The 11,897-nt window shown below is 63.6% G+C and carries 15 protein-coding genes; 12 read left to right on the top strand and 3 right to left on the bottom strand.

Annotated features, from left to right (window positions below; genetic code table 11):
* Positions 1-17 precede the first annotated feature (17 nt).
* Positions 18-749, bottom strand: a complete 732-nt coding sequence (locus tag NR126_RS23300) for a DUF2268 domain-containing putative Zn-dependent protease (protein ID WP_256350797.1) — start codon at positions 747-749, stop codon at positions 18-20.
* A gap of 219 nt (positions 750-968) precedes the next feature.
* Between NR126_RS23300 and NR126_RS23295 the strand changes: the two genes are divergently transcribed.
* Entirely contained in the window at positions 969-1,262 is a 294-nt protein-coding gene (locus NR126_RS23295; RefSeq protein ID WP_027618164.1) for a type II toxin-antitoxin system RelE/ParE family toxin, read from the top strand.
* Between the two features lie 2 nt (positions 1,263-1,264).
* Entirely contained in the window at positions 1,265-1,576 is a 312-nt protein-coding gene (locus NR126_RS23290; RefSeq protein WP_027618163.1) for an addiction module antidote protein, read from the top strand.
* A 37-nt stretch (positions 1,577-1,613) separates the two neighbouring features.
* Here the strand turns inward: NR126_RS23290 and gstA are convergent, their stop codons facing one another.
* Positions 1,614-2,243, bottom strand: a complete 630-nt coding sequence (gene gstA, locus NR126_RS23285; RefSeq protein WP_256831663.1) for a glutathione transferase GstA — start codon at positions 2,241-2,243, stop codon at positions 1,614-1,616.
* 115 nt (positions 2,244-2,358) lie between these two features.
* On the opposite strand from gstA, the gene NR126_RS23280 reads away from it, so the two are divergent.
* Positions 2,359-2,697, top strand: a complete 339-nt coding sequence (locus NR126_RS23280; RefSeq protein WP_256831662.1) for a helix-turn-helix domain-containing protein — start codon at positions 2,359-2,361, stop codon at positions 2,695-2,697.
* Positions 2,698-2,700: 3 nt separating this feature from the next.
* On the opposite strand, the gene NR126_RS23275 is transcribed toward NR126_RS23280, so the two are convergent.
* A complete protein-coding gene (locus NR126_RS23275; RefSeq protein WP_027618160.1) occupies positions 2,701-3,087 on the bottom strand; it encodes a cytochrome c family protein in 387 nt (128 codons plus the stop codon).
* A 169-nt stretch (positions 3,088-3,256) separates the two neighbouring features.
* On the opposite strand from NR126_RS23275, the gene NR126_RS23270 reads away from it, so the two are divergent.
* The 9 genes from NR126_RS23270 (at position 3,257) to NR126_RS23230 (ending at position 11,888) form a co-directional block, all read left to right on the top strand.
* A complete protein-coding gene (locus NR126_RS23270) occupies positions 3,257-3,928 on the top strand; it encodes a GntR family transcriptional regulator (RefSeq protein WP_027618159.1) in 672 nt (223 codons plus the stop codon).
* 102 nt (positions 3,929-4,030) lie between these two features.
* Positions 4,031-4,963 (top strand): 4-hydroxyproline epimerase, encoded by a 933-nt coding sequence (locus NR126_RS23265; protein WP_027618158.1) that lies wholly within the window; start codon positions 4,031-4,033, stop codon positions 4,961-4,963.
* Entirely contained in the window at positions 4,960-6,075 is a 1,116-nt protein-coding gene (locus NR126_RS23260) for an FAD-binding oxidoreductase (protein ID WP_027618157.1), read from the top strand. Before NR126_RS23265 ends, NR126_RS23260 begins: the two co-directional genes overlap by 4 nt.
* Positions 6,068-6,304 carry a (2Fe-2S)-binding protein gene (locus NR126_RS23255; RefSeq protein ID WP_027618156.1) on the top strand — a complete coding sequence of 79 codons (237 nt, stop codon included), beginning with the start codon at positions 6,068-6,070 and terminating at the stop codon, positions 6,302-6,304. Before NR126_RS23260 ends, NR126_RS23255 begins: the two co-directional genes overlap by 8 nt.
* On the top strand, positions 6,301-7,557 hold the full coding sequence (locus NR126_RS23250; protein WP_256831661.1) for an FAD/NAD(P)-binding oxidoreductase: 1,257 nt from the start codon (positions 6,301-6,303) through the stop codon (positions 7,555-7,557). The genes NR126_RS23255 and NR126_RS23250 overlap by 4 nt, the downstream gene beginning before the upstream one ends.
* Positions 7,558-7,629: 72 nt before the next feature.
* Positions 7,630-8,379, top strand: coding sequence for an AraC family transcriptional regulator (locus NR126_RS23245; RefSeq protein WP_105755497.1), 750 nt, complete (start codon positions 7,630-7,632; stop codon positions 8,377-8,379).
* 243 nt (positions 8,380-8,622) lie between these two features.
* Positions 8,623-9,441, top strand: a complete 819-nt coding sequence (locus NR126_RS23240) for a transporter substrate-binding domain-containing protein (protein WP_027618153.1) — start codon at positions 8,623-8,625, stop codon at positions 9,439-9,441.
* Positions 9,442-9,451: 10 nt separating this feature from the next.
* Positions 9,452-11,230, top strand: coding sequence for an aconitase X (locus NR126_RS23235; protein WP_256831660.1), 1,779 nt, complete (start codon positions 9,452-9,454; stop codon positions 11,228-11,230).
* A complete protein-coding gene (locus NR126_RS23230) occupies positions 11,223-11,888 on the top strand; it encodes an amino acid ABC transporter permease (RefSeq protein ID WP_027618151.1) in 666 nt (221 codons plus the stop codon). Before NR126_RS23235 ends, NR126_RS23230 begins: the two co-directional genes overlap by 8 nt.
* Positions 11,889-11,897 lie beyond the last annotated feature (9 nt).

Genomic DNA, 11,897 nt, shown 5'->3' with positions numbered 1-11,897 from the left:
CCAGGTGCGCGGTCGAATCAGCCTTGATCGGCCACCAGACCCTGTTCGACTGCATTGGCGATGATCTCCTGGGCCGGAACGTTGACCCAAGTATGGCCATCGATATCTCCCGCCGCTTGCAACCAGTCACCGACCATCTGATAGCCCAGCGAGTAACCCAGCCATTTGGGCTGGTCGCTGCCGCCAAAAAACCAGGCATTGTGATCGTAGTAACTGGACTCCAGCGCCTTGAGCCCAGCCGGTGCGTGCAGTAAGTGCTCGCGGGCGATGGCCTGTTCCCAGGGCTCCGGCTCGCTACCGAGCAAGTGCCGGACAAACTGCCCGGCCAGCCCCTCGCTGACCAGCGCCTCGCCCAGCGTCCAGCCATATCCCGGCCCGCCCATGCGCAAGCAGTGATGGACCTCGTGCACGATATGCCGATGCAGCGCACCGTCACGCAGGCTCGCGGGGAAATTCGGGTTATCCGGATCGAGCGTCATACTGAACATGCTGCTGCGGTAAGCCCGGCCGACCAGGCCCATTTCCGGCAGCGCTTCGCCGGGCAGGCACTGGACCAGGATATCGAGGCGCGGTGGCGCAATCAGCGTCGCAATGCTCTGGTGAGCGGCGGCAAATGCATCGCTCACCTCACTGCGCACCTCGGCCAGGCTACCGCCGGCTTCGAGCCAGTGCAGGGTCCATGCGTCCATGCCGACTTCGCCAGCATCGTCGCGTACAGGTGAAGCGGACGGCGGCAGAGTCTGCGCCATTGGATTACCTCCTTGTTGGATCGAACGGGTTTTATAGCATGGTGCCTCCTACAGGCACTATCAGCTACGTCCGACAGAGCTGTACGCAACGGCAATAGCTACTGACAAATCCCCTGTGACGCTCAGTTGTAGCAGCTCCTCAGACTGCTCATCCTCACCGCCCCTGCCTGTGTTTTTGCCTCTTGCCAAACAGTATCCAAGTGGATACATTGAGGGCCTGTGACTTACGAAATCCAGCAAACCCATACCTTCGCTGACTGGCACCACTCACTCCGCGACCTGCGCGCCAGGATCGCCATCGGCCGGCGAATAGACCGTGCCCATACCGGCAACCTGGGCGATACAAAATCCGTTGGGGAAGGCGTATCTGAGATGCGCGTGGACACAGGTGCGGGCTACCGGGTGTATTTCATCGTACGCAATCGAGTCGTCATCGTCCTGTTGGCCGGTGGTGACAAGTCCTCACAACAGACCGACATCCAACTGGCCAGAAAACTGGCAAGGGAGTTTTGAACATGAGCCAACTGCTGACGCCCTTTGATATGGCTGCATTACTCGACAGCGACGAAGCCATCAGCGAATACCTGACCCAGGTACTCGCCGACGGCGACCATGAAGAATTCCTCCGCGCGGTCGGTTACGTCGCCAAGGCCCGTGGCATGACCCACGTCGCCAAGGCCTCGGGCATGGGCCGTGAAAGCTTGTACAAAGCGTTTGCACCTGGGGCCAAGCCACGCTTCCATACCGTACTCAGGGTGATTCACGCGCTGGGTATCGATCTGTGCGCCCAACCCGGGCATCCGTCCGACACTCCGGTTCTGGTGTAACGGTGCCCGCTTGCCAACACAGCAAGCGGGGACTCGATCACTCCAACCCTTCCTCCAGCAGCGCCCTTCTCACTGCCGGCCGCTGATAAACCCGTGCATACCAGGCCTCCAGATGACGCAAGCCGTCAAAGTGAATGTCGGCCTTGTACCAGGAGCGCAGCCACTGCGCCTGCCCCCAGCCAATCAGCGCGAACAGGTAGGCGTCGGCCACGCTGAACTGCTCACCCAGCAGGTACGGACGCTCCGTTAGTTGTTGGTCAATCCAGGCAAAACGCTGGGCCAGTTTGGGCTTGACGGTGTCCACATACTTGCCCGCCAGACCGGCGTAAAGCAGTGGAATAAAGCCCTTGTGAATCTCCGACGTCAGAAAGCTCAACCATTCCTGCAGGCGATAACGCTCGAGTGTGCCCTGGACCGGGGCCAATCCGGCGTCCGGCTGCAAATCCGCCAGGTACTGCACGATCACCGGGCCTTCGCGAAAGCGTGTGCCGTCATCCAGTTCGAGGATCGGCACATAACCCAGCGGATTGACATCGTAGTAGTCGCCCCCGCCTTCCACGCGGTGCTGGCGGTGATCGACCTTGAGCAAACTGACGTCCAGTCCCAGCTCATGGATAACGATGTGGGGCGATAGCGAGCAACTGCCGGGGATGTAATAGAGCTTCATGACCCTCTCCTGAAATGTCTGAAGCGCTATTCTTGTGGATCAGGTATATAAACGGAAGAAGGCACTTTTTTATCATCTAGGTACATAAAATATACCTAAACCAAGAGGCGACGCCATGAAACATAACGTGACCGGTTGCTCGGTTGAAGAAGCCATGCGCTTGCTGGGTGGTCGTTGGCGCCTGCTGCTGGTGTCGTACCTGCTGGAGGGGCCCAAGCGCTTCAATGAACTGTGTCGGGATGTGCCAGGCATTTCCCAGCGAATGCTGACCCTCGACCTGCGTGCCCTGGAGGAAGTCGGGCTGATCAAGCGCACGGTCTACCCGACAGTGCCGGTCAAGGTCGAGTACGAGTTGACCGAAGACGGCAATCGCATGCGCCCGGTGGTCGACGTGATGCAGGAGTTTGGTGTCTGGCTCAAGCAAAGCGGGCGGGCGCGAATGCCAGAGGCGTGACGCCTATTGACCCTGAAAGGTCTGCAGATAGGCCAGCAGGTTGTCGATTTTTTCCTCGTCGCTCAAACCCCAGAAAATCATCCGGGTCCCGGGCACCACAGTCTTTGGCGCTTCAAGGTAGGCCACCAGGGTTGGTCGGTCCCAGACCAGGTTGGCTGCCTTCATCGCGTCCGAATACTGGTAGTCAACGGTGCTCGCGGAGTGGCGGCCAATCACTCCGTTGAGCTGCGGGCCAAACGAGGCACGGGCCGCTTCGCCGATCTGATGACAACCGCTGCACATGCGCTTGAACACCTTTGCCCCGGCCTCGACATCACCCGCCGCGGCGGGCAGGCTGAAAACGGCCAGGCTGAGCATCCAGGCCAAAGTGAGGGGAGCGGTGTATTTCATCGGCAGTTTCCAGATCGAGTCGGGCGCGGGCGCCATTGGAACATGCAGTCGGTGATCCGCCCAGCCTCGGCTGAGATTTCCTGGGCAACAGCCGGCCGTCCTGCTGCTCAAGGAAGAACAATCGAATTTCGTATACCCTATAAGCACCTCATTCTGAAGATTTGCCGCCGTGACCCAATCCAGACTTAACGCCCCCGACCTCGGCAACACGCCGTCGACTTCGGAGATCATCACCCGCCATCTGCGCGACGCTATCGTCGCCGGGCATTTCGCCGAAGATGAGCCGATTCGTCAGGATGACATCGCCCGCCAATTCAACGTCAGCAAGATCCCCGTGCGCGAGGCCCTCAAGCGTCTCGAAGCCGAGGGGCTGGTAATGTTCCAGCGCAACCGCGGGGCGATGGTTACGCGTATATCCGACGCCGAACTGGCGCAGATGTTCGAGGTGCGCATGCTCCTCGAAGACAAAGTGCTGCGCCTGGCCATTCCCAACATGACCGAGGCCACCTTCGCCCGTGCCGAAGCGATCTGCCAGGAATTCATCGGCGAAGACGACGTCGGACGCTGGGCCGAACTCAACTGGGAGCTGCACGCCTGTCTCTATGAGCCGGCGCAACGGCCGTTCCTGGTCAGCCTGATTCGCTCGGTCAACGACAAGCTGGAGCGCTACCTGCGCATGCAGATGAGCTTGTCCGCCGGCAAGGATCGCGCCGATCATGAACACCGGGAAATCCTTGCGGCCTGCCGCGCCGGCGATGTCGACCTGGCGGTAAAACTGCTCGACGAACACATCGCCGGCGTCTGCCAGACACTTTTCGAGCACCTGCCCCACGCCCACTGACTGTGCTGATTTCGTCATCGACGTCAGATAAATCCATCAAGCCGCCACCCCCCTCCCCGGGCCACTCTTTCGTTCACTTATCTGAACGGACGTGGCCCTCCCATGAAACGCATCACCGTGATCGACTCCCACACCGGCGGCGAACCTACCCGCCTGGTGACCGCCGGTTTTCCTGACCTGGGCACCGGCAGCATGGCCGCGCGTCGCCAACAGTTGGCCGAGCAGCACGATCAATGGCGCGCCGCCTGCGTACTCGAACCTCGCGGCAGCGATGTGCTGGTTGGTGCCCTGCTCTGCGAACCGGTGGACCCGAGCGCCTGTGCCGGGGTGATTTTCTTCAACAACACGGGTTACCTGGGCATGTGCGGCCACGGCACCATCGGTCTGGTGGCGTCGCTGGCGCACTTGGGCAAGATTGGTCCCGGCGTGCACAGCATCGAAACCCCGGTGGGCACGGTCCAGGCGACCCTGCACGAGGACCATTCGGTGAGCGTGCGTAATGTCCCGGCCTATCGTTACCGCAAGGCCGTCGAAGTGCAGGTCCCGGGCGTCGGCCAGGTGGTTGGCGATATTGCCTGGGGCGGTAACTGGTTTTTTCTGATCGCCGATCACGGCCTGCGGGTCGCCGGCGACAACCTCGACGCTCTCACCGCCTACACCTATGCCGTGCAACAGGCGCTGGAGGTGCAGGGCCTGCGCGGCGAAGACGGCGGCTTGATCGACCATATCGAACTGTTCGCCGATGACCTGCAGGCCGACAGCCGCAACTTCGTCCTGTGCCCGGGCAAGGCTTACGACCGCTCCCCGTGCGGCACCGGCACCAGTGCCAAGCTGGCGTGCCTGGCCGCCGATGACAAGCTGCAACCCGGACAGCTGTGGCGCCAGGCCAGCGTGATCGGCAGCGAGTTTGAAGGCTCCTATGAATGGCAAGGCGAACGGATCATCCCGACCATTCGCGGCCGCGCGTTCATCAGTGCCGAAGCCAGCCTGATCATCGAACAGGATGATCCGTTCGCCTGGGGTATACGCCCATGACCGAGGGCCTGGTGGCCGATGTGATCGTCATCGGTGCCGGCATCATCGGCGCCGCCTGCGCCCAGGCCATCGCCCGGCGTGGCCTGCGGGTGCTGGTGCTGGACGCTGGGCTGCACGGGGCGACGGCGGCCGGCATGGGGCATTTGCTGGTACTCGACGACAACCCGGCCGAACTGGCCCTCAGTCAATACTCCCTGCAGCGCTGGCGCGAGATGGCGCCGAAATTGCCCGACGCCTGTGCCTACCGCAGCAACGGCACGCTGTGGCTGGCGGCCAATGCCGAGGAAATGGCAGTGGCCCACAGCAAGTTCCTCAACCTGCAGGCCCAGGGTGTGGCCTGTGAACTGGTCTGCGCTAACGCCCTTCGTCAGCGCGAGCCGCAATTGCGGGAAGGTCTGGAGGGCGGTTTGCTGATCAACGGCGACGGCATTCTGTATGCGCCGGCCACCGCCCAGTGGATGCTCGCCACACCGAACATAGAGCAGCGCCGAGCAAGGGTCAGCGAAGTCGATGGCAACCGCGTGCGCCTCGAAGACGGCGAATGGCTGCGCGCCGAAGCCGTGGTACTGGCCAATGGCATCCAGGCCACCGACCTGTGCCCGGAGCTGCCGATCGAGCCGAAAAAAGGCCACCTGATGATCACCGACCGCTATCCCGGATTGGTCAAGCACACCCTGGTGGAGCTGGGGTACGTCACCAGCGCCCACAATGCCAGCGGCCCCTCGACCGCGTGCAACATCCAGCCGCGACCGACCGGGCAACTGTTCATCGGCGCGTCACGCCAGTTTGGTACCACCGATCCGGAGGTCGAAGGCTGGATGCTCGCGAAAATGCTCAAGCGCGCCGCCGAGTACATGCCCGGCCTGGCCCAGCTCAACGGCATTCGGGCCTGGACCGGCTTCCGCGCCGCCAGCCCCGACGGCCTGCCGCTGGTGGGTCAACACCCGCAGCGCAAGGGCCTGTGGCTGGCGGTCGGGCACGAAGGACTGGGCGTGACCACCGCCCCCGGCACTGCCGACCTGCTGCTCGCGCAACTGCTCAACGAAGCTGCGCCGCTGCCCACCGAGGCCTATTTACCGCAACGTTTTCTTGGGGAGCCGCTGTATGCCTGAATTGACCCTTGATGGCCGCGTCCTGCGCGTCAACGCCGGCACCAGCGTCGCCGCCGCCCTGGCCCTCGGCGGCGATGGCTGCAGCCGCACCTCGGTCAGTGGACAGCGCCGCGCACCGCTGTGCGGCATGGGCATCTGCCAGGAATGTCGGGTGACCATCGACGGCCGTCGACGCCTGGCCTGCCAGACCCTGTGCCAGGACGGCATGCACGTGGAGACCCGCCCATGATCGAGTACGCCGACCTGCTGATCATCGGTGCCGGTCCCGCAGGCCTTGCCGCTGCCCTCGCCGCCGCCCCCAGCGACGCGCGCATTGTGCTGCTCGACGACAATCCGCTGGCTGGCGGCCAGATCTGGCGCGACGGTCCCCAGGCCAGCCTGCCCGCTCAGGCCCGTCGCCTGCGCCAACGCATGGCGGCGTGCAGCAATATTCGCCATCACGCGCAGACCCGAGTCATCGCCTGTGTCGCGCCGAAACAGCTGCTGGTGGAAAGCCCCGAACAAGGCTGGCAGATCCGCTACGACAAACTGATCCTGTGTACCGGCGCCCGCGAGCTGCTGCTGCCCTTCCCTGGCTGGACCTTGCCTGGGGTCACCGGCGCCGGTGGTTTGCAGGCCTTGATCAAAGGTGGCCTGCCGGTACAGGGCGAACGCCTGGTGATCGCCGGCAGCGGCCCCCTGTTGTTGGCCAGTGCCGCCACCGCAAAAAAACACGGCGCTCAGGTCCTGCGCATCGTCGAGCAAGCCTCCCGTGGCGCGGTGGCCGGCTTCGCCGCGCAACTGCCGCGCTGGCCGGGCAAGTGCCTGCAGTCGCTGCGCCTGTTCGACCCTCACTACCGCACTGGCAGCCACGTGCTGGCGGCGCTGGGCAGCGATCGCCTCGAAGGTGTGCGCCTGCTGCAGCAAGGCAAGATCGTCGAACTGGAATGCCAGCGCCTGGCCTGCGGCTTTGGCTTGATCCCCAATATTCAGCTGGGCCAGGCCCTGGGCTACGCGCTCAATGGTCAGGCCCTGGCCGTCGATGCCTGGCAGGCCAGCAGCCTTGCCGATCACTTTGCCGCCGGTGAATGCACCGGTTTCGGTGGCAGTGAACTGGCGCTGGTGGAAGGCGCGATTGCCGGACACGCCGCTGTCGGCGATCAGCAGGCCGCGCGCCAGTTATGGTCACGGCGGGCGCGCTGGCAAGGATTCGCCGACACCCTGAACCAGGCGTTCCGCCTGAATCCCCAACTCAAGGCGCTGCCTGCAGCCGACACCCTGATCTGTCGCTGCGAAGACGTACCCTATGCCGCCCTCGCCGACCAGCAGGGCTGGCGCGCCGCCAAGCTGACCAGCCGCTGCGGCATGGGTGCCTGTCAGGGCCGGGTCTGTGGCGCAGCGTTGCACCATTTGTTCGGCTGGCAACCGGCGGCGCCGCGCCCGCCGTTCAGTCCGGCACGGATCGAAACATTGATGAGCCTGGACGAGACCCCACCCGCCTGATTCCGCCCCGGGACTTTCGGCGATCGCGGTGAGTCACTATGATCCCGAGGTCGCCAACGGACCCTGAGCGCCATGTACCCCTCACTCAACAGCTTCCAGCCCTGTGACCTGCCGACCCTGCTCGGCAGCCTGCAAGCCATCGCGCCGCTGCTCGACACCCTGGCGGACGTGGTGTTCTTCATCAAGGACTGCGAGGCACGCTACGCCTTCGTCAACCAGACCCTGGCCCGCCGCTGCGGTTTCAAGCAGCGCAGCCAACTGCTCGGTCTGACTGCCGAACAGGTGTTCCCGGAGCGTTTCGGCCCGTTGTACACCGCGCAGGATCGGCGGGTCCTCGACAGCGGTCGCGAACTGGCCGATCAACTTGAGTTGCACCTGTACTACGGCAATCAGCCGATCTGGTGCCTGACCCACAAGCTCGCCCTGCGCGATCAGCAGGGACAAATCGTCGGCCTCGCCGGCATCTCCCGCGACTTGCAAACGCCGCAGTCCAGCCACCCGGCCTATCAAAAACTGGCAGCGGTCGATGCGCATATCCGCAGCCATTTTGCCCAGCCCATCAGCCTCGCCGAACTGACCGCGATTGCTGGCTTTTCCGTGGCGCAACTGGAGCGCCACTGTAAACGGGTGTTCCAGCTCACCCCAAGGCAGATGATTCACAAGGCCCGGCTGGAAGAAGCCTCGCGCCTGCTGCTCGACAGCGACCTGCCGATCACGGAGATCGCCCTGCGCTGCGGCTACACCGATCACAGCGCCTTCAGCCGGCAGTTCCGCGCCCTCACCAGCCTGTCGCCGAGCCACTATCGCGATAACCCGCGCTGATCCGCCCAGCCGGGTGTTCCTTTAAGGGGCACCCGCGCCCCCACTGCTCCCATATGTAACACCCCTCCCAGCGCCTCCAGGCACCTCAGTCGCAAACAGCATCGACGTAGGACGTCTACGGCAAGGCCTGAAAGAAAAATCCAACTATCGACTGGAAACGGGCACGCTGCTTGCTATCTTTAATATCGTATACGAAATCCTCAATACGATATCCAACAGCATCTTCACCACCACGAGGCCTCTATGAAAAACCCAGCATTTGCCGTAGCCCTCAGCGCTGTTCTCGCTTCCACCTTTGTCGCCACCGCCCAGGCCGACAAGCTCGACGACATTATCGGTTCCGGCAAGCTGCGTTGCGCCGTGACCCTGGACTTCCCGCCCATGGGCTTCCGTGATGAAGGGAATAACCCGGCGGGCTTCGATGTGGACTACTGCCGCGATCTGGCAAAAATCCTCGGGGTCGAGGCCGAAGTGGTGGAAACCCCTTTCCCTGACCGCATCCCGGCGCTGGTCTCGGGGCGTGCCGACGTGATCGTCGCCTCCACCTCCGACACCCTGGAACGGGCCAAGACCGTCGGCCTGACCGTGCCCTACTTCGCCTTCCAGATGGTCGTGCTGACCCGCGACAACACCGGCATCAACAGCTTCGACGACATCAAGGGCAAGCCGGTCGGCAACACCAGCGGCACCTATGAAGCGATTGCCCTGGAGAAAGACGTTAAGAACTGGGGCAGCGGCAGTTTCCGCGCCTACCAGTCGCAGAACGACACCCTGCTGGCCGTCGCCCAAGGCCACATCGACGCCACCGTGGTGACCAATACCGTGGCCGCCGCCACCATTAAGTCGGGCAAATACAAGAACCTGAAAATCGCCGGCAATGCGCCGTACGTCATCGACTACGTATCGCTGGGGGCCAAGCGTAACGAGTACGGCCTGCTCAACTACCTCAACCTGTTCGTCAACCAGCAGGTGCGCACCGGGCGCTACAAGGAACTCTTCGTGAAGTGGGTCGGCACTGATATTCCGCCAACCAACCTGACCGTGCCACAGGTCTACTACTGAGGTGCCTGGCATGCCTGGGTACACTGCCATGACCGGGCGTAGCCTGGTCGCGGGCGCCGCGCAAGGCGCCCTGCTGTTCGCCGATGTCGGCTTGAGTTTCTGGGGCGGGGTCGACCCGTACAGCGGTGAGGTCATCGACCGTCACCACCCCTTGAGCGGCGAACAGTTGGCCGGACGGTTGCTGGCCATTCCCAGTGGCCGCGGCTCCTGCACCGGCAGTAGCGTGATGATGGAGCTGATCAGTAACGGTCATGCTCCGGCGGCACTGGTGCTGGCCGAGCCGGACGAAATCCTGACCCTGGGTGTGCTGGTCGCGCAGACCATTTTCCAGCGTTCCCTGCCGGTGCTGTGCATCGGCAGGGAGGCCTTCGCCGCTTTGCGCGGCAAGGCCTTTGCGCGGGTCGATGGCGCATCCCTGAGCCTGTTCGAACAACGTCCCGACGACGGCTGGCACCCCTCCGCCGAGGCGTTACCCGATGCCGGCCACGCCAGTTCCATCAATCTCAATGAGGTCGATCAGGCTCTGCTCGACGGCCAACACGGCAAAGCCGCGCAAGTGGCGATGCAGATCGTCCTGCGCATGGCCCAACTGCAAGGCGCACCGAGCCTGGTGGATATCACCCAGGCGCACATCGATGGCTGCATCTATACCGGCCCCGCGAGCCTGCGCTTTGCCGAGCAACTGGTGCAATGGGGCGCCCGGGTGCGGGTGCCGACCACCCTCAATTCAATCTCCGTCGACCAACGTCGCTGGCGTGAACTGGGCATCGATCCGGCACTCGGCGAACCGGCCAGTGCCCTGGGCGATGCCTACATGGCGATGGGTGCGCAGCTGAGTTTCACCTGTGCACCCTACTTGCTCGACACTGCACCCAAGGCCGGCGAGCAAATCGTCTGGGCCGAATCCAATGCGGTGGTCTACGCCAACAGCGTGCTCGGCGCGCGCACCCTGAAATACCCGGACTACCTCGACATCTGCATCGCCCTCACCGGTCGCGCCCCGCTGATTGGCTGTCACCTGGACGCACAACGCAAGGCCCAGGTGCAGATCGAATTGCCCGACCTTGCGCAGCTCGACGACGCTTTTTATCCGCTGCTCGGTTACCACATCGGCACGCTCACCGGCAGCCGCATTCCACTGGTGCTCGGCCTGCAACGCCACGCCCCAAGCCTGGATGACCTCAAGGCTTTCGGTGCAGCCTTCGCGACCACCTCGGCAGCGCCGCTGTTTCATATCGCCGGGGTCACGCCGGAGGCCATCGACCCGACGCAAGTGCTGCAGTCCGGCGTCGAGATCGAGGTGCAAACCATCAGCCTGCCGGACTTGCTCGGCAGTTGGCGCGAACTCAACAGCGCCCGCGAGCCGAAGGTGGACGTGGTGTCGCTGGGCAACCCGCACTTCTCGCTCACCGAGTTCGCGCAGTTGGCGCGCCTGTGCACCGGCCGGCGGATTCATCCGCGAGTGGTGCTGGCGATCACCTGTGGTCGCGCGGTGCTGGAACAGGCGGGGCAGGCCGGGCACATCGCGCCGATTGAAGCCTTCGGCGCCACCCTGGTCACCGACACCTGCTGGTGCATGCTCGGCGAGCCGGTGATTCCTCCTGCCGCCACAACCCTGATGACCAACTCGGGCAAGTACGCCCATTACGCACCCGGTCTGGTCGGACGCAAGGTGCACTTCGCCAGTCTTGCCGAATGCGTCGACGCCGCCTGCAGCGCCACGGCCAGCGGGCGCCTGCCAGCCTGGCTGCAACCCGCCACCCTCCTTGAGAACCCTGCGCATGTTTGACTACAGCTTCCAATGGCGCGCAGCCCTGCGCGCCCTGCCCGATATGCTGGCCGGGGCTCTGGTGACCTTCGAGACCGCCGCACTGTCGATGATCTTCGGGGTGCTGATCGCCCTCGCCCTGACCGTCATGCGTGAAGCGCGCAACCCGTTCCTGCGGGGCGTGGCCAACGGCTGGGTGTCGATTGCGCGCAATACGCCGTCCCTGTTCCAGATCTACATCCTGTACTTCGGCCTGGGTTCCCTGGGGCTGCACGTCAGCTCCTGGCTGGCGTTGCTGGCGGGGATCACCTTCAACAACGCCGGCTACCTCGCGGAGAACTTTCGCGGCGGTCTCAAGGCGGTACCCGACACCCAGGTGCGCGCTGCCCGCTCCCTGGGCATGAGCGCGTTCCAGGCCTATCGCCTGATCATCGTCCCGCAGCTGCTGCGGATCGTCTTCTACCCCCTGACCAACCAGATGGTCTGGGCGGTGCTGATGACCTCACTGGGGGTGATCGTCGGTCTGAACAATGACCTCACCGGCGTGACCCAGGACTACAACGTCAAGACGTTCCGTACCTTCGAGTACTTCGCGATTGCCGCCGTGCTGTATTACCTGATTGCCAAGGCGATCGTCGCAGTAGCCCGGCTGATGGCCTGGCGGCTGTTCCGTTACTGAGGACGTGCC

Origin of the sequence: Pseudomonas sp. Pse1 (assembly GCF_024519635.1) — a bacterium.
Taxonomy (GTDB): Bacteria; Pseudomonadota; Gammaproteobacteria; order Pseudomonadales; family Pseudomonadaceae; genus Aquipseudomonas.
The sequence above is the reverse complement of the archived record's forward strand: the minus strand, read 5'-3'. Positions and strand labels throughout refer to the sequence as shown.

What these genes read in the sequence shown, in the direction of transcription:
- gstA (WP_256831663.1), bottom strand. Translation starts at nt 2,243, where the DNA reads ATGAAGCTCTATTACATCCCCGGCAGTTGCTCGCTATCGCCCCACATC.
- NR126_RS23235 (WP_256831660.1), top strand. Translation starts at nt 9,452, where the DNA reads ATGCCTGGGTACACTGCCATGACCGGGCGTAGCCTGGTCGCGGGCGCC.
- NR126_RS23245 (WP_105755497.1), top strand. Translation starts at nt 7,630, where the DNA reads ATGTACCCCTCACTCAACAGCTTCCAGCCCTGTGACCTGCCGACCCTG.
- NR126_RS23275 (WP_027618160.1), bottom strand. Translation starts at nt 3,087, where the DNA reads ATGAAATACACCGCTCCCCTCACTTTGGCCTGGATGCTCAGCCTGGCC.
- NR126_RS23240 (WP_027618153.1), top strand. Translation starts at nt 8,623, where the DNA reads ATGAAAAACCCAGCATTTGCCGTAGCCCTCAGCGCTGTTCTCGCTTCC.
- NR126_RS23290 (WP_027618163.1), top strand. Translation starts at nt 1,265, where the DNA reads ATGAGCCAACTGCTGACGCCCTTTGATATGGCTGCATTACTCGACAGC.
- NR126_RS23280 (WP_256831662.1), top strand. Translation starts at nt 2,359, where the DNA reads ATGAAACATAACGTGACCGGTTGCTCGGTTGAAGAAGCCATGCGCTTG.
- NR126_RS23230 (WP_027618151.1), top strand. Translation starts at nt 11,223, where the DNA reads ATGTTTGACTACAGCTTCCAATGGCGCGCAGCCCTGCGCGCCCTGCCC.
- NR126_RS23260 (WP_027618157.1), top strand. Translation starts at nt 4,960, where the DNA reads ATGACCGAGGGCCTGGTGGCCGATGTGATCGTCATCGGTGCCGGCATC.
- NR126_RS23250 (WP_256831661.1), top strand. Translation starts at nt 6,301, where the DNA reads ATGATCGAGTACGCCGACCTGCTGATCATCGGTGCCGGTCCCGCAGGC.
- NR126_RS23300 (WP_256350797.1), bottom strand. Translation starts at nt 749, where the DNA reads ATGGCGCAGACTCTGCCGCCGTCCGCTTCACCTGTACGCGACGATGCT.
- NR126_RS23265 (WP_027618158.1), top strand. Translation starts at nt 4,031, where the DNA reads ATGAAACGCATCACCGTGATCGACTCCCACACCGGCGGCGAACCTACC.
- NR126_RS23255 (WP_027618156.1), top strand. Translation starts at nt 6,068, where the DNA reads ATGCCTGAATTGACCCTTGATGGCCGCGTCCTGCGCGTCAACGCCGGC.